Annotated in this window: 16 protein-coding genes, 5 tRNA genes and 1 pseudogene; 16 read left to right on the top strand and 6 right to left on the bottom strand. The window is 45.8% G+C overall.

Annotated features, from left to right (window positions below; translation table 11 throughout):
- Positions 1 to 1,261 (bottom strand): annotated as a pseudogene (locus UXZ23_RS09020) (bifunctional aconitate hydratase 2/2-methylisocitrate dehydratase); the annotation flags it as partial.
- A 513-nt stretch (positions 1,262 to 1,774) separates the two neighbouring features.
- On the opposite strand from UXZ23_RS09020, the gene UXZ23_RS09015 reads away from it, so the two are divergent.
- On the top strand, positions 1,775 to 3,904 hold the full coding sequence (locus UXZ23_RS09015; RefSeq protein WP_320820264.1) for a molybdopterin-dependent oxidoreductase: 2,130 nt from the start codon (positions 1,775 to 1,777) through the stop codon (positions 3,902 to 3,904).
- A gap of 81 nt (positions 3,905 to 3,985) precedes the next feature.
- Positions 3,986 to 5,128, top strand: coding sequence for a 4-phosphoerythronate dehydrogenase PdxB (gene pdxB, locus UXZ23_RS09010; protein WP_320820263.1), 1,143 nt, complete (start codon positions 3,986 to 3,988; stop codon positions 5,126 to 5,128).
- A gap of 8 nt (positions 5,129 to 5,136) precedes the next feature.
- On the opposite strand, the gene UXZ23_RS09005 is transcribed toward pdxB, so the two are convergent.
- Together UXZ23_RS09005 and UXZ23_RS09000 are read right to left on the bottom strand one after the other, a co-directional pair.
- Complete coding sequence (locus UXZ23_RS09005) at positions 5,137 to 5,529, bottom strand: hypothetical protein (protein ID WP_320820262.1); 393 nt, start codon at positions 5,527 to 5,529, stop codon at positions 5,137 to 5,139.
- A 16-nt stretch (positions 5,530 to 5,545) separates the two neighbouring features.
- A complete protein-coding gene (locus UXZ23_RS09000; RefSeq protein WP_320820261.1) occupies positions 5,546 to 6,763 on the bottom strand; it encodes a pyridoxal phosphate-dependent aminotransferase in 1,218 nt (405 codons plus the stop codon).
- Between the two features lie 83 nt (positions 6,764 to 6,846).
- Here UXZ23_RS09000 and msrB point away from each other — a divergent pair, with 83 nt between their 5' ends.
- The 3 genes from msrB (at position 6,847) to UXZ23_RS08985 (ending at position 8,331) form a co-directional block, all read left to right on the top strand.
- Positions 6,847 to 7,251 carry a peptide-methionine (R)-S-oxide reductase MsrB gene (msrB, locus tag UXZ23_RS08995; RefSeq protein ID WP_320820260.1) on the top strand — a complete coding sequence of 135 codons (405 nt, stop codon included), beginning with the start codon at positions 6,847 to 6,849 and terminating at the stop codon, positions 7,249 to 7,251.
- Between the two features lie 124 nt (positions 7,252 to 7,375).
- Entirely contained in the window at positions 7,376 to 7,861 is a 486-nt protein-coding gene (locus tag UXZ23_RS08990) for a glutathione peroxidase (RefSeq protein ID WP_320820259.1), read from the top strand.
- Entirely contained in the window at positions 7,861 to 8,331 is a 471-nt protein-coding gene (locus tag UXZ23_RS08985) for a MarR family winged helix-turn-helix transcriptional regulator (RefSeq protein WP_320820258.1), read from the top strand. The genes UXZ23_RS08990 and UXZ23_RS08985 overlap by 1 nt, the downstream gene beginning before the upstream one ends.
- On the opposite strand, the gene UXZ23_RS08980 is transcribed toward UXZ23_RS08985, so the two are convergent.
- Positions 8,322 to 9,071, bottom strand: a complete 750-nt coding sequence (locus UXZ23_RS08980; RefSeq protein ID WP_320820257.1) for a hypothetical protein — start codon at positions 9,069 to 9,071, stop codon at positions 8,322 to 8,324. The genes UXZ23_RS08985 and UXZ23_RS08980 overlap by 10 nt on opposite strands.
- 180 nt (positions 9,072 to 9,251) lie before the next feature.
- Between UXZ23_RS08980 and UXZ23_RS08975 the strand changes: the two genes are divergently transcribed.
- The 4 genes from UXZ23_RS08975 (at position 9,252) to UXZ23_RS08960 (ending at position 9,728) form a co-directional block, all read left to right on the top strand.
- Positions 9,252 to 9,327, top strand: a tRNA-Glu gene (locus tag UXZ23_RS08975).
- 13 nt (positions 9,328 to 9,340) lie between these two features.
- A tRNA-Ala gene (locus tag UXZ23_RS08970) sits at positions 9,341 to 9,416 on the top strand.
- A 113-nt stretch (positions 9,417 to 9,529) separates the two neighbouring features.
- Positions 9,530 to 9,605: transfer RNA gene (locus tag UXZ23_RS08965), tRNA-Glu, on the top strand.
- A gap of 47 nt (positions 9,606 to 9,652) precedes the next feature.
- A tRNA-Gly gene (locus tag UXZ23_RS08960) sits at positions 9,653 to 9,728 on the top strand.
- Between the two features lie 215 nt (positions 9,729 to 9,943).
- On the opposite strand, the gene UXZ23_RS08955 is transcribed toward UXZ23_RS08960, so the two are convergent.
- On the bottom strand, positions 9,944 to 10,321 hold the full coding sequence (locus UXZ23_RS08955) for a PA2817 family protein (protein ID WP_320820256.1): 378 nt from the start codon (positions 10,319 to 10,321) through the stop codon (positions 9,944 to 9,946).
- A 24-nt stretch (positions 10,322 to 10,345) separates the two neighbouring features.
- Between UXZ23_RS08955 and UXZ23_RS08950 the strand changes: the two genes are divergently transcribed.
- Genes UXZ23_RS08950 through queF form a run of 3 tightly spaced genes read left to right on the top strand, consistent with a single transcriptional unit; the run spans position 10,346 to position 12,891 of the window.
- Positions 10,346 to 11,266 (top strand): ABC transporter ATP-binding protein, encoded by a 921-nt coding sequence (locus UXZ23_RS08950; RefSeq protein WP_320820255.1) that lies wholly within the window; start codon positions 10,346 to 10,348, stop codon positions 11,264 to 11,266.
- Positions 11,263 to 12,039 carry an ABC transporter permease gene (locus UXZ23_RS08945; RefSeq protein WP_320820254.1) on the top strand — a complete coding sequence of 259 codons (777 nt, stop codon included), beginning with the start codon at positions 11,263 to 11,265 and terminating at the stop codon, positions 12,037 to 12,039. Before UXZ23_RS08950 ends, UXZ23_RS08945 begins: the two co-directional genes overlap by 4 nt.
- Before the next feature lie 15 nt (positions 12,040 to 12,054).
- A complete protein-coding gene (queF, locus tag UXZ23_RS08940; protein ID WP_320820253.1) occupies positions 12,055 to 12,891 on the top strand; it encodes an NADPH-dependent 7-cyano-7-deazaguanine reductase QueF in 837 nt (278 codons plus the stop codon).
- Between the two features lie 31 nt (positions 12,892 to 12,922).
- Here queF and UXZ23_RS08935 read toward each other — a convergent pair whose 3' ends face one another.
- The gene (locus UXZ23_RS08935; protein WP_320820252.1) at positions 12,923 to 14,311 is read right to left on the bottom strand and encodes an adenylate/guanylate cyclase domain-containing protein; all 1,389 of its coding nucleotides are present in this window, start codon (positions 14,309 to 14,311) and stop codon (positions 12,923 to 12,925) included.
- A gap of 176 nt (positions 14,312 to 14,487) precedes the next feature.
- Between UXZ23_RS08935 and UXZ23_RS08930 the strand changes: the two genes are divergently transcribed.
- The 4 genes from UXZ23_RS08930 to UXZ23_RS08915 all read left to right on the top strand — a co-directional run.
- The gene (locus UXZ23_RS08930; RefSeq protein ID WP_320820251.1) at positions 14,488 to 15,069 is read left to right on the top strand and encodes a nitroreductase; all 582 of its coding nucleotides are present in this window, start codon (positions 14,488 to 14,490) and stop codon (positions 15,067 to 15,069) included.
- Between the two features lie 83 nt (positions 15,070 to 15,152).
- Positions 15,153 to 15,242 (top strand) — tRNA-Ser (locus UXZ23_RS08925).
- 449 nt (positions 15,243 to 15,691) lie between these two features.
- Positions 15,692 to 19,846, top strand: a complete 4,155-nt coding sequence (locus UXZ23_RS08920; RefSeq protein WP_320820250.1) for a CHASE domain-containing protein — start codon at positions 15,692 to 15,694, stop codon at positions 19,844 to 19,846.
- A 334-nt stretch (positions 19,847 to 20,180) separates the two neighbouring features.
- Positions 20,181 to 20,604, top strand: a 424-nt coding sequence (locus UXZ23_RS08915; protein ID WP_320820249.1) for an AraC family transcriptional regulator ligand-binding domain-containing protein, incomplete at its 3' end; no start/stop codon positions are given.

Below are 20,604 nucleotides of genomic sequence, written 5' to 3'. Positions count from 1 at the left end.
ACTTAACGCCTACCGCGTTACGGTTGAAGATTTTTTCAACCGCAGTCAGGCCCTGGCCTTCGTGAGAGATTTCTTTAGATGAGGCGTAAACAACCGGTGCTTCAATGCCCAGAGTTTCAGCCGCGAAGGTTTGCAGTTTCTTACCGAAGGTTACCGCGTAAGAACCGCCGGCTTTCATGAATTCCACTTTTTGTGGGGTGAAAGCAGAAGAAACGTCTACAAGTTCTTTGTCGCCGTTGTAAAGCTTTTTAGCTTTAGTATCGATGGTTAATACAGTACCAGTGGCTACAGAGAATGCTTCTTCTAATACTGGATCGCCGTTTGCGTCACGTACGATTTCGCCGTTTGCGTCGGTTTTCTTAACCCAGTTTTTAAGGTCAAGACCAATACCGCCGGTTACACCAACAGTCGTTAGGAAGATAGGCGCGATACCGTTAGTACCTGCAACGACCGGACGGTTGTTGATGAACGGGATGTATGGAGAGGTTTTTTCACCGGCCCACAGTGCCACGTTGTTCACACCGGACATACGGGAAGAACCTACGCCCATGGTGCCTTTCTCAGCGATCAGCATCACTTTAGCGTCTGGGTTTTCTTCACCCATCTTCTTGATTTCTTGCTGAGCGGCAGGAGAGATCATGCACAGGCCGTGCAGTTCACGGTCGGCACGGGAGTGAGACTGGTTACCCGGAGACAGTAAGTCAGTAGAGATATCACCTTCAGCAGCAATGTAAGTGATGACCTTAACTTTCTCTGGAATGTCGTCTAGCTTGGTGAAGAACTCCGCTTTGGCGTAGCTTTCCAGAATGTCTTTAGCGACGGCATTGCCAGCCTTATACGCTTCGCTCAGGCGATCGTAATCGGCTTCGTACAGGAATACCTGAGACTTCAGAACTTCGCCGGCAGCGGCGTTGTTAGCGTCGTCAGAAAGAGCTATGTCGAGCAGCGCTTCAACAGAAGGACCGCCTTTCATGTGAGATAGTTGCTCTAACGCGAACTCCGGAGAGATTTCAGCAACGGTTTCTGCACCGGTTACGATGTCTTTCAGGAACTTAGCTTTAACACCAGCGGCAGGCGTGGTGCCTGGCAGAGTGTTGTAGATGAAGAAGTTCAGAGAGGCTTCGCGCTCTGCATTGCCGGTATCTTTGATCTGGGCAATGATTTCAGACAGCAGTTCTGCGCTATCGATTGGTTTTGGGTGTAAACCCAGTTCCTTTTTACGAACCTCAATTTCTTCCAGATATTCTGAATACAGACTCATTAGCGACCCTCTCAAAGCCTCAGTAGCAACGTATGGGCACTTTAGTCAGTAACGAGGGATTGTATTTCGTTCTGACTAAGTACCATTAAGTAAGAAGGTAGTTTCCTGAACAGACGATCAGCCTATGTAGGGATCTACCTTTTTTAAGATAGCATGCAGTATACAGCAATAATGGCGTCAGGCGCATTAGTCCCCCTGATATGCATCATTCATAAAAATTATGAGTGTCAGGTCTAATATTTCTCCGGTTTATCAGAGCATTCGACTGCGGCAGACATGATCATCAGGGGCTTTCTGCTGTTTATTTCTGCTGTTTCTTTTTGCTATCTTTGGGCGTGTATTAGCGGGGGAAGTACGGCTTAGTTGCGCCTTTTATGGTACGCCCTGGCTGTCCTGAATTTTGTTGTCCGGAATTTGGCATAAATGGCCTGTTCCGAGCCATTGAGTAGCCTGTATAGTCAGGAAATACAATAATCCCGGTCTCTGCCGGCGATCAGCAGCTAGGACAACAGCATGACTATTCAGACGCATAAACGCACCTGCAGCCTGTGCGAGGCCACCTGCGGCATTGAAATTGAGTTTAATCCTGCAACGGAAGAGATACTGTCAATTAAGGGCGATAAAGATGATCCGTTTAGCCGAGGTTATATCTGCCCTAAGGCGACGGCGCTGCAAGATCTGCATGAAGATCCAGACAGGGTAACGACGCCAATGTTGAAAACAGAGTCAGGTTGGCAGCCTATCGGCTGGAATCAGGCGCTGGACATTGCCGCCAAACGTTTTGCTGAGATTCAAGCTAAGCATGGCAAAGATGCAATTGGTTCTTATCTAGGTAATCCGAACGTTCATAACTATGGCAATTTGTTGTTTGGACCTTTGTTGCTCAGGGCTTTGGGTTCAAAAAATAAGTTTTCTGCTACCTCCGTAGATCAGCTTCCGCATCATATGGCGAGCTTGCACATGCTTGGCCATCAACTTTTGTTGCCCATTCCGGATATCGATCGAACCGACTTCATGATCATTATGGGTGCGAATCCGTTGGCGTCGAACGGTAGCCTGATGACAGCGCCAGATTATCGGGGGCGTATCCGCGCCATACAAAAACGCGGTGGTAGGGTGTTGGTGATTGATCCGCGTCGCACCGAAACAGCCAAAGTAGCGGATGAGCACTGGTTTATTCGTCCAGGGCAAGATCTGGTCTTGTTGTTGGCGATTTTGAATATTTGGACCAACGAACAACGCGATGAATTGCCAACGTTACCGGACTATGTTGAGAGTATTGATCTTGCAAGTTTATGCGAAGGATTCACTCCCGATATCGCCGCCAAGGCGACCGGCATTGATGAAAGTAATATTCGTCAGTTAGCGAAGCAGTGGTTGGCAGCCCCATCGGCTGTTTGCTATGCCAGAATGGGTCTTTCGGTGCAGCAATATGGCGGTTTGTGTCAGTGGCTGGTGAGCGTGCTGAACATTGTTAGCGGCAATTTTGATCGTCCTGGTGGTGTTATGTTTACTAAGCCTGCGATTGATTTGCCCGCCATTTTGGCGGCTCGCGGTGGACGCGGACATTTTGATAAATATCGCAGCCGGGTTCGTAAATTACCTGAATTTGGCGGAGAATTTCCTGTCGCTGTAATGGCGGAAGAAATTCTTACTTCAGGTGAGGGGCAGATACGCGGCATGTTGACGGTCGCAGGTAATCCGATTATCTCAACACCGAACAGTGATCAGCTTAACCGTGCCTTTGAATCTCTCGATTTCATGGTGTCGATAGACTATTTCATTAATGAAACTACGCGCCACGCGGATCTGATTCTTCCGCCTTGCGGCCCATTAGAGCGTGATCACTACGATCTGATTTTCAATACGTTTGCGGTGCGTAATGTGGCGAAATATGCGCCTGCCTTGTTCGATAAACCAAAGGGCAGCAAAGAAGATTGGGAAATCTTGTTAGGTTTGGCTAAGCGTTTGAATCGTGGTTCGTTAAAGACTCGACTGCAAACCTCACTGACCTACGCGGTTATGAACTGGCTCAAGCCAGTGGGTATTCTTAAAGCCTTGCTTAAACGTGGACCGTATCAGTTGGCATTAAAAACGTTGATTGAAACGCCAGAGGGTTTAGATCTTGGTGCGTTAGAGCCTTCTATGCCGAATCGTTTATTTACTAAAAACAAGAAGTTATCGCTAACGCCTAAGGTTTTTGTCGATGAGCTTCAGCGGTTGCGTACAGCCTTGTTAGCGCCACAAAGTGACGATTCATTGTTAATTGGTCGCCGTCACGTGCGCAGTAACAACTCTTGGTTGCATAACAGCCGTCGTTTAATCAAAGGGCCAAGGCGTGATCGTTTATTGCTCAATCCTGTGGATGCTGAGCGTTTAGGTATTGCTGAGGGCGATATCGTTGAGGTCACGTCGAGGGTGGCGACACTCACAGTGCAAGCTGAACCCTGTGAATCCATGATGTTGGGGGTTGTGAGTTTGCCACACGGTTGGGGGCACGATGAAGATGGCGTGCAATTAGCTCAAGCGCGACAAGCGGGTGGGGTGAATGCTAATCGCTTGACCGATGATCATTATTTGGATGAGTTGACCGGAAATGCTGCGCTTAATGGTGTTGCGGTAACGATTACTCGCGTTGCCTAATGATGCTTTAGCTCGTGATCATTGTGTTTGACGCGAGCTATTGCCACAATGCCGATTCCTTACTGAATAGAGTGTTACCCAGTGCAAATCGTTGCCGACGAAAACATCCCGTTACTTGATCAGTTTTTCTCAGAATTTGGAGAGATCCTTCGAGTGCCAGGCAGAACTATGACGGCTGCTGATGTGGCGGATGCCGATATCCTTATCGTTCGTTCCGTTACTCAGGTCAATGAGCAGTTGTTGGCAGGCAGTAAAGTAAAGTTCGTGGGCACTGCGACGATTGGTACAGATCATATTGATCTCGATTATTTAGAAAAAGCAGGAATTGGCTTTCGTAGTGCGCCGGGCTGCAATGCGCAAGCGGTTGTTGATTATGTATTGAGTGCACTCAGCGTTCTTGTTGATAGCCGCGGTATTGCCTTTACTGAATTATCAGTTGGTGTTGTTGGGCTGGGCAATGTTGGATTGCTGTTGCGCAATAGGCTAGAAGAGATGGACGTTGAGGTGATTGGCGTTGATCCATTTAAAGATCCGGAAGAAGTGGGGGTCTTATCCTCCTTTGAAGAAGCCCTCAGTGCTGATGTGGTGACATTCCATACGCCCATGACGAAAAGCGGTGACCATCCTACTTGGCACATGCTGAACGCTGAAACCCTCGCCAAGATGAAACCGGATGCCTGTTTGATTAACGCTGCACGCGGAGCGGTTGTCGATAATGCGGCCTTGTTAGAGCATTTGAAAGCAAATGATGACTTTTCTGCAATATTGGATGTTTGGGAAGGTGAACCTGACATAAATACTGAGCTGCTGGATTATTGTTGGTTGGGTACTCCCCATATTGCAGGCTACTCGTTGGATGGCAAAATGCGTGGTACCGAGGTTGTATATCACGGTGTTTGCGAATTTTTCGGTTTGCCTATTCGTCGTAAATTGGCGCAGTTTTTACCAGAACCCGGAATCAAACGCGTTAACTTCACTGAGCAAGCACCAGTACATCAAGCTTTGCGTACGGCTATTCGAGCCGCGTATGAGATTCGTGTTGATGATGGCGTGCTGCGTTCTGCGATGCGTCGATCTAAGAATTTACCTGAGACATTTGATCGCCTGCGTAAAGAGTATCCACTGCGTCGTGATACACCGACCTTGCGAGTAGGCGTTCCGGCGCGAGCTCATGATCTGATGGACGCCTTAACCGCAGCGGGTTTTGATGTCCGCACTAAGTAGCCATTTGGCTACAACTCTTTAATTAGATGCGTTCTTAATAGATAGCTCACTCGCGTGGAATCTTGTTCCATGCGAGCACTCTCTAGTATTTGAAATACGGGTTGGTTTGCTATTGGCTCAAGAGCCAGTAAACGTGAAAACGCTTTGCTTGTAAGCACAAAATTATCGACAGACTCCTGCCGGTCCATTGCACCAAAACGAACGAAGCCTTCATCTTTGAGCCAGCACAGGGCACCAAGTGCAGCGATGTGTCTGGCGCTATGAAGTCCAAACTCATCCATTTCATCCGGGCCGGCGATATCTTCTACAAACAGTGTTTTTGCCGCAGGAAAAGACTGCAGCCCCATAAGTAGGGCTACCGCGCAATCGTTAAAAAACTCGTCGATATGAACGTCTAGCATACTTATCCGCAGCCTGTTACAGCTGCTGATAGGTTTCGAAGAAATTCTTGGTTTTACTTAACGCATTGGTCAGATCTTCCGGGCGTGGTAAGAACACAACGCGGAAGTGATCGGGGGCTGGCCAGTTAAAGGCCGTACCATGAACAATCAAGATTTTTTGTTGTTCGAGTAAGTCCAATACCATGCGCTCGTCATTGCGAATGTTAAAGCGTTTGGCGTCCATTTTCGGGAAGCAGTACAGTGCTCCTTTTGGCTTAACACAGCTAATGCCAGGAATATCGTTGAGCATGTCATAAGCGATGTCGCGCTGCTGACAAATACGACCAGTGGGGGCAACTAAGTCATCAATGCTCTGATAGCCACCAAGAGCCGTTTGAATTGCGTGTTGCGCGGGAACGTTGGCACATAAGCGCATGCTCGCCAGCATTTCCAAGCCTTCGATGTAGTCTTTAGCCTTGTGCTTAGCACCGCTGATAATCATCCAGCCAGAGCGGAATCCTGCTAAGCGATAATTTTTTGATAATCCGTTGAAGGTAATTATCAATAAATCGTCGGCAAGGGCGCCGGTTGAGGTATGCGTTGCACCATCGAACAATATCTTATCGTAAATCTCGTCTGAGAAAACGATGAGGTTGTGTTCGCGTGCGATTTCCAGCATCTCAAGCAATAAAGCATCAGGATAAACTGCACCTGTAGGGTTGTTCGGATTGATCAACACCATAGCGCGCGTTTTATCGGTGATCTTGCTGCGCATATCATCAAGGTCTGGATACCAGCCTGATTGCTCGTCACAGATGTAGTGTACCGCGCGTCCACCAGCTAGGCTGATAGCGCCTGTCCACAGTGGGTAGTCTGGCGCAGGTACTAAAACTTCATCGCCATTATTAAGCAATCCCTGCATGCACATCACGATCAATTCGCTAACGCCATTGCCTATGATGATGTCTTCAATAGTGACGTTGGCAATATGCTTTTGCTGAGCGTACTGCATGATGGCTTTACGCGCTGAGAATAAGCCTTTTGAGTCACAGTAACCCTCAGAGTCAGGAAGGTTATAAATAACGTCCTGAATGATCTCTTCTGGCGCGTCGAGTCCGAACGGTTTTGGATTGCCAATGTTAAGCTTCAGAATCCGATGACCTTCTTCTTCCATGCGCTTGGCCGCCTGTAATACAGGTCCACGTAGGTCGTAGAAAACGTTAGCCAGTTTGTTGGATTTTAATATTTCCTGCATGGAACTCGATCTGCCTGTGTTGCATCGAAAAGAAAAGGAGGCATCATACTCCGACCCCGTGCGCTTCGAAAGTGGGAATACCTATGAAAAAGTTTGTTAAAACAGCCGAAGAATGGCGTAAGACATTATCTCCTGAATCCTATCGCGTTACTCGCGAGGCTGGAACTGAGAGACCATTCACTGGGCAGTACTATGATAGTAAAGATGAAGGCATCTATCGCTGTGTATGTTGCGGTGAGCCTTTATTTTTATCGGACAGTAAATTTGATTCAGGTTGTGGCTGGCCCAGCTTTAGCGCTCCCGCTACCACTGATGTGATTGAGGAACGTGCCGATACGAGTCATTTTATGGTTCGCACTGAGGTAACTTGCAAGCATTGCGATGCTCATCTTGGTCATGTATTCACCGATGGGCCTGCACCTACTGGATTGAGGTATTGTATTAACTCAGCTTCGTTAACCTTCGATAAAGCGTCAACCAAAGAATAGGCACCTGAGAGAAATGGCCTGAATTCAGAAAGCTATTCTTGGTTGTTAAAGTATATTGTATGCAATATAGTTTCATGCAATATAAATGCAGCCGAAGTTGCGCAATAATTTGGAGTAAATTGAAATGACCGTTTTAAATCACACGATGCCCTTACTAAACGGCACTGAGCAGGATTTGTCAGAATACGCTGGCAAGGTTGTATTGGTTGTGAATACCGCAAGTAAATGTGGTTTTACGTATCAATACGAAGGTCTGGAAAGTATGTACAACGCTTATAAAGACAAAGGCTTGGTCATTCTTGGTTTTCCATGTAACCAGTTCGGCAAGCAAGAGCAGGGAAGTGAGGTCGAAATTGGAGCCTTTTGCCAAAAGAATTACGGTGTTTCTTTTCCTATGTTTAGCAAAATTGAGGTTAATGGTGACGGCGCTGCGCCTTTGTATCAAGCGCTTAAAAAGGCCGCTCCGGGCTTAATGGGCACGAAAGCGATTAAGTGGAATTTCACTAAGTTTTTAGTTAATCGTCAAGGTGAAGTTGTGCGCCGCTATGCACCAACCACTAAGCCAGAAGAGTTATTGACTGATGTCGAGACCGAATTGGCACAAGCATAATGTCGATTAAAAAGTACCCTCAATTGTACTTGTCCAATCAAACCTGCTTTGCGGCCTATACTGTGGCGCGACAAATTACCCAAGCCTATCATCCATTATTAAAGGTGCTTGGCCTGACGTATCCCCAGTACTTAGTTATGTTGGTGCTGTGGGAGGCCATGGAGAATAATCAGCAATGGCTGAAAGTGGGGGATGTTTGCGATGAATTGATGCTAGATACGGGTACGGTTACGCCGCTACTAAAACGCATGGAGACCTTCGGTTCAATTGTTCGCAAGCGATCGGACAACGATGAACGTATCGTACTTGTGCGCTTAACAGAGCAGGGAATGTCATTGCGTGAGCTGGCTTCAACGGTGCCGAGTAACTTGATGTGTCGAGCGGGTGCTTCTATTGATGAAGCCGCATCCCTTAGGAATCATCTTTGGGGTTGGATAAAACGTTGGCAGAAAGCAAAAAATCAATCGTAGTTTTTCTTTTTCCAAGCCTCATCAGCTTCCGCCAATTCTTCTGTTTCTTCTGATAAACGAGAGCTTGTATGCGTGTCGTAGCGCTGCTGCTCTAAGTTGGTTATCTCTCCTGACAGTGCATTCATTAACTCCTGTAGATCGTGCGGGAGTTCCCCTAGGGCTCGAAGTGCGTCTTCTGCACGCTTCAAAAAATGAATCGCTTGATTGGGGCTGCTTTGTTTGAGCGCATTCTGCGCGCGGGCTTGGTAAACGCCAATGCAAATACGCGTGTTTAGCATGCGTCCCTCTTTAATCACTTGGCGTGCGATATTTGTATCGACAATTTGTTGTCCGTAGGCTTCTTTCACGAGTTCCAGCAGAGATACAACCGATTGCCGCAAAGCCTGTGCTTTTTTAAGGTCTTTTGGCATTGGATAATTGAGCGGAGGACGAGGGTTGTTCTGCCATTCTTCTGCCATAGACGCTGCTCGATTTGTGCGAGCATTGGGTGGAATTCCGAGTACTTGGATTTGTTCTTGATGATACAGAATGACTTGAGCAATGAATTGCAGTGTCTCTGGACTTAGCCATTTGCTGAGTTCTTCACCATAGAGACAGGCCTTATTCATGTTATCGCTGTGCAGCACTGCTTGTCTTAAACGTTCTAAGCGGCGCTGTTCTAGCCATCGACTGAAGGTTAAAGCAGCAAGCGCTGCGCAAGCCGTGATGATGGCGATGGCGATTAGCAAACTGGTGCTCATGACGTTGTATTCCTGTGCCTTTGGGTCTGATTGAGGTTCACCTGCTGTGTTCGCTCTGACTGAAACATAACCAAGAGCATTAAACAGAACGTCTAAAATCAGTGTAGACCGAAAATTTTACATTGCAGGGCTTGACGACTAGCCGATACGAAAATAGAATGCGCGCTCTTTGATTAAGACGTCCCCATCGTCTAGAGGCCTAGGACACCGCCCTTTCACGGCGGTAACAGGGGTTCGAATCCCCTTGGGGATACCATCAAAAACGTTTTGCGGGAATAGCTCAGTTGGTAGAGCACAACCTTGGCAAGGTTGGGGTCGGGAGTTAGAATCTCCTTTCCCGCTCCAAATATTTTTGTTGGTATTACGCCAGACGTTTGATCAAGATGTTGTTGAAAAAGTAAGAAAAAACGCTTGCAAATCAACAACAAAGCGCTAGAATGCGCAGCACTTAACGCGATGTCCCCATCGTCTAGAGGCCTAGGACACCGCCCTTTCACGGCGGTAACAGGGGTTCGAATCCCCTTGGGGATACCAATCTTTTAAAGGTTCGGTATACACCAGGCAGAAGCGTTAGGTAATAAGCGGGAATAGCTCAGTTGGTAGAGCACAACCTTGCCAAGGTTGGGGTCGGGAGTTCGAATCTCCTTTCCCGCTCCAAATTCAAAAACCCCAGTGCGAAAGTACTGGGGTTTTTTTATGCAAGCAATTCCCGACCTAGGGTCGAGAGCTGGAGCGCCAGTCCGATCGATCTCCTTTCCCGCTCCAAATTCAAAAACCCCAGTGCGAAAGTACTGGGGTTTTTTTATGCAAGCAATTCCCGACCTAGGGTCGAGAGCTGGAGCGCCAGTCTGGGCGCTCTAAATTGACGACTGTTATCGGAGTGCGCCGTGCGCTGCTTGGTAGTCGAACGTTTTTCCTTCGCTTTCAGCTTCCGCTGCCATGTCTTCTAGCCGTTGAAAACGATTAATTTCGTCATCTGCGAGAAAATGCAGGCAATCGCCACCGAAGAACCATAGTAAGTCGCGGTCGATAGCGGGCATTAGTTGCGGGTGGTGTGTTGCGATATTGGCTAACAGATCATGACCTGATTCATAGCCTGAACCAGTTTGTTGCACCAGCTGGTCAATAACGAGCTGCAATTGCTGTAGAATCTCTTCCGAAATTGCTGTGCTGTCCTGCTTGCTCGCATTTAGCAGACGAGTTTGGGTGTTTTTAAGTAGCCCTAAGTGATAGTCCAGACGTTCGCTCATTCGATCTCTCATAAGGTTATAGGTATGGTTCCGGCATTAATGGTGGAAGGCCTCGCTAAAGTATATGGCAACGGCTTTGAAGCCTTAAAAGGTATAAACCTCACAGTACAGCAAGGCGATTTCTTTGCTTTGCTGGGACCAAACGGTGCGGGTAAGTCAACCACCTTGGGTATTGTATCGAGTCTGATACAGAAAACATCTGGTTCGGCATCTATTATGGGCTTTGATGTATCCAAGCAGGCATTTGATGCCAAGCGTCATTTGGGTGTCGTGCCGCAAGAATTCAATTTTAACCAGTTTGAAAAAGTGTACGACATTGTCGTTACTCAAGCGGGGTACTTCGGTATGACTCGCAAAGAGGCGGCGGCGAGCACTGAGAAGTTGTTACGTCAGCTTGACCTGTGGGATAAGCGTGATCAGCCGTCAAGAATGCTTTCTGGGGGGATGAAGCGTCGTTTGATGATTGCTCGTGCTTTGGTGCATGGCCCCAAAGTCTTGATTCTGGACGAGCCAACCGCGGGGGTCGATATCGAACTACGCCGTTCAATGTGGGCTTTCATGCAAGAGCTGAATAAAAGCGGAACGACCATTATTCTGACGACCCATTACTTGGAGGAAGCGGAGCAGTTGTGCCGTAACATCGCCATTATCAACAAGGGCCATATTGTTAAGTGCATGAGCACTCGCGAACTACTGAGTCAACTTAAGACCGAAACCTTCGTCTTCGACTTGATATCTCCGGTTGCTGATTCTTTTAGCTTGCCAGGTTTTGAAACGAATATTACCAGTTTAGAAAGCATTGAAGTTACGGTTGAAAAGGGGCAAAGCATTAATCAAATTTTTGCTTTGCTAACCGAACAGGGGGCTGAAGTTCGTAGTATGAGGACCAAGTCAAACCGTTTAGAAGAGCTATTTGTCGGCTTAGTGCAGGGAGATAACGCATGAGTTTAATGCGCGTACAATGGGTAGCCTTCAATACCATTCTAGTGAAGGAAGTTCGTCGATTTATGCGTATCTGGCAGCAAACCTTATTGCCGCCAGCCATTACGATGACACTCTACTTCGTGATTTTTGGTACTTTGATCGGTTCGCGAATCGGTGAAATGGGCGGCGTAGATTATATGTCCTTCATTGTTCCTGGTTTAATCATGATGAGTGTTATTACTAACGCGTATGGCAATGTGTCGTCGTCGGTTTTTAGTAATAAGTTTCAACGCAGTGTCGAAGAAATGATGGTTGCTCCTGTTCACCCGGTCACTATTCTTTTAGGGTATCTTGGCGGTGGTGTCGTGCGCGGAGTTCTTGTTGGCGCTATCGTAACGCTTCTGTCGTTGTATTTTACTGACCTGAAAATCCATAATATTTGGATCGTAGTGAGTGTCATACTGCTATCGGCTATCTTGTTCTCACTCGGTGGTTTTATTAACGGCGTTTTCGCTACTAAGTTTGATGACATTTCCATTATTCCTACCTTTATTATTACGCCACTGACCTATTTAGGCGGTGTATTTTATTCCATTAATCTTCTGCCTGAGTTTTGGCAGGGGGTATCAAAGTTAAATCCAATTTTGTACATGGTGAATACCTTCCGTTACGGCGTAATGGGGGTATCTGATGTCAGTGTTGTATTTGCATTTGGTATGTTGATTTTCTTTATCGTTATTTTAGCCGCGTATAGTGTTTGGTTATTGCAGCGCGGCGTAGGAATGCGACAGTAGTCGGAGAGTATTTTTATGGCATCAGTTCACAGTGATAATAATCCACTTGGGCAGGTTTCGGCTTATTGCGATACCTATGATCCCAGTGTGCTCTTTCCCATAGAGCGTGATGAAAGCTGGAAAGCACAAGGATTAGATCGTAATCAAATTGCCTTCTTCGGCGTTGATATTTGGAACGGTTATGAGATTTCTTGGTTGAATCCCAAGGGCAAGCCTTTGGTTTGCACGGCGGAGTTTCGGATTCCAGCGACTAGCCGTTATTTGATTGAGTCTAAGTCATTCAAGCTCTATCTGAATTCCTTCAATCAGTCGCGCTTTGATAGCGTCGATGCCGTAAGGGCGCTTATGGTTGCCGACTTATCTGCTGCGGCAGGTGTGGTTGAAGGGACATTTGTAGACGTTATCTTCCATGGCTTTGATACACAATTTCCGGCAGCGCCAGACTCGAAATGCTTAGATGATATTGATATCGAAGTAACCAGTTATGAACTCGATCCTGAATTTTTGTGTGCTGATGAGGATGAAGTATACGACGGTTGGCTATGCAGTCATTTGTTGAAGTCGAATTGTCCTGTTACGGGGCAGCCTGATTGGGGCAGTATCTTCGTTTACTATCGTGGGCCAAGGATCGACGAAGCTGGCCTGCTGCAGTACTTAGTATCCTTGCGTCAGCACCAACATTTTCATGAGCAGTGTGTCGAGCGCAACTTTAGGGATATTTCAGTGCGTTGTAAGCCGGAAGCGCTAACGGTTTATGCGCGTTATGTCCGACGTGGTGGGCTAGATATTAATCCATTTCGCAGTTCTATGACGGATGCAAAAGCGGAGAATTTCCGGCTGTTTAGGCAGTAATTGGGGTCTGCTAGAGCGACCAGTAAGTGCGTCAGGCGACGCACTTACCTCGTAGTTTTCTTGCCGCCTTTTCTAAAGCATCAGCGACCTTGTCTTTATCTTCTTCACGAATTTTATCCGCTTCCATGTGTAGGGCGAAGCCTTCGATATCGTGGTTAACATAGCTATTGTCGGAACCATTATCTTGGCGATAATCGACAACTTGGAAGGTGGGTATAGGGTCGCGAAAACCTTTGACAATAGCATTGGAGCGAGCTCTACATGCAATTCGGTCACGGACTAAACCGTAGGTGTCTTGAGATATTAAAATTTCACCGGCTTCAGCTTCGGTCTCTAGGCGGCTGGCTAGATTAACTTCTTTACCTATGATGGTGTAATCCATGCGGCTTTCCGTACCAAAGTTGCCAACTGTGCAATAGCCAGTACTGATACCCATACGGATCTGTAAGGGCGCTGTTAGCCCATGCTCCGTCCAACGTTGCCGGAGTTTATCCATATGGCGGCGCATTTCAATGGCCATAGAAACACACGCTAATGCATCGCGTTTGGTCCCCTTGGTCTTAGGATCACCAAAGAAAATCATGATGCCGTCACCAATAAATTTATCGATGGTGCCGCCGTATTTCAGCGCGATTTGCGACATATCGGTTAGATAGGTATTGAGCAAGTCGGTAAAGGCCTCAGCCTCCATTTGTTCTGACAAGGCGGAAAAACCGACGATATCAGAGAAAAATACGACTAATTTTTTGCGTTGTGTTTCTAGGCGAGCTTGTCGGCGTCCTGAAAATATCGATTCCCATACTTGCGGGGCAACGTATTTAGATACTTGATGCGAGAGTGCTTGGAAACGTTCAACTTGGCCTTGAAACTTCAATTTCAAGCGAATTAGGTCTCGTGCTTGGCGATAACTATTGTAAGCGGTTAAGGCTAAATGCACGCCCACACCGGTTGCGGTAATTAAAAACACCTCGGTTGGCAATTGAGGCATTGAGGTGTATCCAAATACTAGGTAGGCAACCGCCGCACCTGACACAAGCGACACAATACAAAAAGCCCAAGCAGTGAAGCTACCTACAACAATGAAGCTGGTGTTGATCATGATCAGAAAAAGTACAACCAGCTCCAACGGGAAGTTAATATAGCCGAGGAACAAGCCACACCAGAGAGCGTCGCCGTGTATAAGGAATTGGCGTGTAATATAGGCGCGACGACGACGGAAAGGGCGGCTTAGTATATAAATGAGGTGCGGGTAGGTTAGCGCAATGACAGGGACAATCATCATTTGCTCACCGTAGTAGCCATAATGAATGGCCGCAAACATAGCTAATGCAGCGACTCCGTAGCCAAATATGCGAGCTACGTAGTCCTGTCTTGGCAAGGTCGTCTCGGAGAAATGAGAGAGGTCTTGTGGACTAGCCATGCTCACATCCTAGATTGTTATTATTATGTTGGGTCAAACCTCATCACTTCTAGTGACTTAGTCTTAGATCTAAGTATATACCGTTAAATTAAGGGCGCAGCAATAGCTTGTCTGGAATGTCATGAACCATGTTGGGTATTATGCGCCAAATGAATAACTAAACATAAGGTCAAAAAATGGACGCAATAAAGGCAATTACTGAACGAGTTTCCGTCCCTCAATTGACGGGGCCTGATATCACGATGGCGCAAAAAGAGACATTATTTCAGGCAGCCTTGCGGGCTCCAGACCACGCTTGGCTGAGACCTAGCCGATATCTCACGATTAGTGGGGATGCGAGATCGACCCTAGGAGATATCTTCTTACAATCAACACCGGATTGGGAGGGGCTTTCAGATGAACGCCAACACAAGCTCAGAGGGATGCTGCTGCGTGCGCCACTGGTGGTGGTTGCCATAACTAGGGTTCAAAATCACCCTAAAGTACCTCGGGATGAGCTATTACTATCAACCGGCGCTGGTATACAAAACATGCTGACAGCAGCGTGGGCGCTAGGACTCGGCGCGATATGGCGTACCGGCGATATGGTGCATAGCGAAGGTGTTCGTCAAGCATTGGGATTAACCACTGACGATGTCATCACTGGATTCGTTTATATAGGCCACGTCAATTGCACACTCAAACAACCGCCGGTGATGCTATCTACCGACTTTGTTAGCGAGTGGAATGACGAAACTCTTGTAAAAACAAACGACTAGGCAAAGTGTGTTGACGCTTCGTTAGTGCCTGCGTATAGTACGCGACCTCTGAATTGCGCTTTTTATGCGTGGTTTTAGAAATTGGTGAGGTGTCCGAGTGGCTGAAGGAGCACGCCTGGAAAGTGTGTATAGGTTTATCCCTATCGAGGGTTCGAATCCCTCTCTCACCGCCAATATTTAAGAAAAAGCCCCGTCGTACGGGGCTTTTTTGTGTCTGTTTGATTTGTCATCCCCCAATCGCTATCCCTTAATCATGACTTGTTGATGTTCGCTTCCTTGTGAGCTTTTAGGACTGACATTCGCGTGATTTAAGCCTATCCGCCTGTATTTAAAGACTCAGTTGATTAACAGATATTTTTGCACCTAGTATTTAGTGATGCTTCATCCCTTAGGTCTTTCAGAAACTATATCGTCGGCAAAACTGTTTATTTCGACCCTAGAAGCTAGACTTCTTACTATATTTTAAAAAGTTACAAGTAGGTTTGGTAGCCTTATGGCAATAGGGAACCGCAGACGCAGTCAACTTTGGTTTTCGACAATTATATCGTTAACTATTGGTCTATTAATCAGCTATGGGTTGTCAGTTCGTTTCGAACGTTCGAATCATGAACATGTAGACCGTATGTTGGCTATTCAGTCTCAGGAACTCATTCAGCAGATTTACAATCGAGTGGAATTGTACCAATACGGTTTACGTGGATTGCGTGGCACGGTTGCGACGGCTCAAAGTAATTTGAACCGTGAGTTAATTGAACGATACAGTGAGACTCGGGATCTATACTCAGAGTTTCCTGGTGCGCGTGGATTTGGGTTTATTCGCAGAGTTCCAGTTGCTGATGAAACGGATTTTGTGAAACAGGCGGCACTGGACAACTGGCCTAACTTTAATGTTCGCCAGTTAACTCCACACGATGGTGAGCGCTTTGTTATTCAGTATATTGAGCCAGTGGGGGCTAATAAAGCCGCGGTTGGGTTGGATATTGCCTCTGAAGATAATCGCCGCGAGGCTGCTTTGTTGTCGCTAAGAACGGGAGAGGTGCGGTTAACGGGACCAATTACTTTGGTTCAGGCAACAGGTAAGCCATTGCAGTCTTTTTTGATTATGTTGCCTATCTATAAAAATGCGGGCACACCTATCACTGTTGAGGAACGCGAACGATTAGGTTTCGGCTGGAGTTATGCACCTCTAATTATTGAAGAGGTATTAACTAACTTACGATTGCGCCCAGACTATTTCGCCGCTGAAATTAAAGATGTCACGAAGCCTGAAAAGGAGACTCAATTTTTCGACAATCGTGATCTATCCAAAGGTGATTTGGTTTCTGAATACCAAATAGAGCGCGAAGTCTTTGGTCGAACTTGGCAATTCAAGTTTGGTGCTTATCCTGCTTTTGTTGAATCCTTAAATATTATTTCAAAAGAGCAGGTATTTATTCTTGGTAGTCTGCTCAGCTTTTTAATTAGTACTGTGTTTGCACTATTTATAAACAATCGACAACGTCGAGCAGAGTTCTTTGCTCAACAGGCGCGTTTGGCCTGTATCGTTGAAAGTTCCACTGACGCAATTATTAGCCAAGGTATTGATGGCAAGGTTTTTAGCTGGAATAGTGCAGCTGAGAGGATGTTTGGTATTTCAGCAGATGAAGCCAAGGGGAACTCATTAGCTGATCTTATTGTTCCTAGTGATATTTGGCGAGTAGAGAAGTTATTATATGAAGAGGCGATTACTGAAAAGCAACCTTTTCCATTAATTGAAAGTCAGCGTATTGGAGCCAATGGCCAGTTAATGGATGTTTCCATTTCTATCGCGGTTATGCGTAATGCAAAAAGTACGGTGGTTGGTTTATCTGAAACCATTCGCGATATATCTCCGCAGAAGGCAATTCAAGCTGAAATTATAAAGCTAAATAGTAATCTAGAACGTCAAGTTGAGGAGCGCACGCTAGAAGTGCGTACAGTCAATACTCTACTAAAAAGTGTTCTAGATTCAGCATCGGCTATTTCGATTATTGCTACCGATACTAATGGCACTGTGATCTTATTTAACAAGGGTGCAGAAGAAATGCTGGGCTATAAAGCAGAAGAGATGGTGGGAATTCAAAGTCCAGCCATCTTTCATAGTCCTAGCGAGTTGGAACAAAGAGCAAAAGAATTATCCAACCAATATCAGCAGAAAATAGAAGGATTTAAATTATTTACCCTTATACCAGACAATGAAGGGCTGGAGCGTCGTGAGTGGACCTATCACCGTAAGGATGGTAGTACGTTATTGGTTAACTTGTCGGTAACGGTTATTCGAGACATCCACGGTGCTATTAGCGGCTATCTCGGTATGGCGGTCGATATTAGTGAACAGAATAAGCAACATGAAGCATTAGCATTTGCCATGAATCAACTTGCCATGGCCGCTGATGTGGCTGAGTTAGGTGTGTGGTCATGGGAGCCAGGAAGTGATTTTCTGGAATGGAATGATTGGATGTTCGCGATGTATCAGCAACCACTGGAATTAAAACAAACAGGCGTAATGTACGAGCATTGGATTACGCGAGTTCATCCTGATGACAAAGTTCGCACTGAAGAAGCGTTGAATGCCGCCCTAGAACGTCGCGCCGATTACGATATAGTATTTCGTATTATACTGCCAGATGGTTCTGAACGGAGTATTAAAGCCGCAGCTGATATTGAGTTTGATAAGAGTGATAATGTTGTTCGAATAACAGGGATTAACCAAGATATTACTGAGCAAATACATCAAGAATCTATTCTTCGTAACGCCAAAGAAAAAGCAGACGAAGCGAGCGCAGCAAAATCTAACTTTTTAGCCAATATGAGTCACGAAATTCGTACGCCAATGAATGCGGTCTTGGGAATGCTTCAATTGGTGGCCAATACGAGCTTAGATGAGAGGCAGCGTGATTATATTTCCAAAGCTAAAAGTGCTGCAAGATCATTACTTAGCTTGCTCAATGATGTTCTTGATTACTCAAAAATTGAAGCGGGTAAACTTCAGCTTGATTTGCAACCTTTTAATCTGGATGAGGTGTTTCGCAATCTCGCTGTCGTCCTCTCAGGAAATCTAGGCGATAAATCGGTAGAGGTGCTATATGACCTAGATCTTACTCTACCGCAACAACTGTTAGGTGATAGTAATCGGTTGCAGCAAGTTTTGATTAATTTATCGGGTAATGCACTTAAATTTACCTCGACAGGTCACGTAATTGTTCGCGTTCATAAGATCAGTGAAAATAAAAAGGATATTAGTTTACGTATATCGGTTGAAGACACCGGTATTGGTATATCAAAGGAAAACCAAGCTCATATTTTTGATGGATTTACGCAAGCAGAGGTTTCCACTAGTAGGCGTTTTGGCGGTACTGGTCTTGGTTTGGTTATTTGTAAGCGGTTAACGGGATTGATGGGGGCAACTCTGAACCTTGAGAGTGAGCTGGGCGAGGGGAGTATATTTTGGTTTGATCTGAATTTGCCAGTAGTTCCCGCCATTGATACGGATGACATACGAATTGTCGATAGACGAGTGCTGGTTGTTGAAGACAATCAGTTGACTGCTGAGTTATTTCAACGCAATGGAATGGAGTTGGGGTGGCAGGTAGATGTGGCATACAGTGGGAAAATGGCTTTAAAAATGATTGCCGACGCACATGAGAGAAAGGAGCCTTACGACGTTGTTCTTATGGATTTACAGTTGCCAGATATGAATGGCTATGAGATTGCGCAGTCGGTTACCAACTTGTTGAACGAAGATGCTCCAAAAATTATTATAATCAGTGCTTACGGACCGTCATCGGTTACTACTGAGTTAGCTTGTGATGTACCAGTTTATAGTGAGTTTTTAAGCAAACCTATTACGCCATTACAATTGGCTGAATCGGTAGGCCGTGTATTGCATAAAAAAGACCAAATTATTATTGAAACCAAAGAGCGGCAGTCACGCTTATTCGGTATGTCCTTTTTAGTGGTTGAAGATAATATTATTAATCGTGAAATTGCTTATGAACTTTTAACTAGTGAAGGCGCAAGCGTGGATCTGGCGAGCGGTGGTATTGAAGGCGTTGATAAAGTCATGGCGGAGGCTTGCGCGTATGATGTCGTCCTTATGGATATACAAATGCCAGATATTGACGGCCTAGAAGCAACACGAAGAATTCGTGCTGATAGTCGCTGGAGTAACTTACCGATTGTCGCAATGACGGCTAATGTGTCATTAGAGGATCGTGATGCTTGTACTACGGTTGGAATGAACGGGCACGTGAGTAAACCAGTCGATCTTGAAGAGCTAGTAAATACTATATTATCTGTGCTGAGCGGAAATTTCGCTGAAGATAAACAACAGCCGCTGGAGGATGCCTTTGGGGAGTTGATTGAGGATGAAATAAGCCTTCTGCGTAGATTTAATAACAATAGAAATTTATTTAAAAAAATGCAGAGTATGTTTTTGACGGAAATGCAAAAAATCATCGAGGATATTGCTTTCTGTTGGCAGAGTAAGCAATGGCATGAAAGCACTAAAGCTCTACATACTTTAAAAGGTGCGGCAGGAACAATGGGGGCTATCCGTCTTGCTCGACGTGCGTACGAGATAGAGGCTCAGTTTAAATTGATCGCTGAAGACGATACTGCCGATACTGCCGATACTGCCGATACTGCCGATACTGCCGATACTGCCGCAGTCGAATGCTCAGCCTTACTCGCGGAGTTTATAGATTTGGTGCAGCTGAGCGATAAAGCTTTGGCTAGTCTACTGACCAATTCCGAATAGCGAGTGGGCTTTTACTCTACTTAAGTCTAATGGAGGGTAAGACGTGTTTGTATTAAACGGGTTTTTACAGAGGCATGTTTACCTGCTCTGTTAAAGCCCCCCGAATTCATATACTAACAATGACAATATTTATCTAAAATATTGGAATAAACAGGCTCGTTCTTCTTAGATTAAACAGTTGTAGAAAATCTATTTTTTAACTTTTTTTCTATGTGGCTTTAAATGCCATATCTTTTGCTCATTATTTAGGGCCAAAATTCACGCCAAAGAACGGTGGGATTCGATCTTGCTACCATCGTTACATTAATAATTATAAAAATAACTAGGTTGTCATATGGATACTAGTAGTGAATGTATTCCTCTTGGGCACATTCAGACGTACTTTGATCTCCGTCGTACATTGAAACCTGACGCTAACTGGCTGATGAATCGTGCTAAGTTGACTGTGCAGACACCGGACGAGACACTAGAAGCCATACTTGGAATTGATGAAAAGCGATTCTTTCAAAATGCAAATATTGAGCACCGACCAATAGAGGAAGGGCGCTTTATTAGTACCAAGCAGTGTCTCGCTCTAGTAGATCAAGCCGTGAAGAGACTCGATATGCCATACCTAGGTTTGGCAATGGGTCACTTAATGACGGCGACTCATCATGGGATGGCTGGTCTGGCTGCAGTGACCCAACCTACTTTATGGGATTGTGGTCAAGCGGTTACGCGTTATTGTCAGGAATTATTTCCTCCTTTGGAGATGTCGG

Origin of the sequence: Thalassolituus sp. (genome assembly GCF_034111725.1) — a bacterium.
Classification (GTDB): Bacteria; Pseudomonadota; Gammaproteobacteria; order Pseudomonadales; family Oceanobacteraceae; genus Thalassolituus.
Note: the sequence above shows the minus strand (reverse complement) of the source record. Positions and strands in the feature narration are given on the sequence as shown.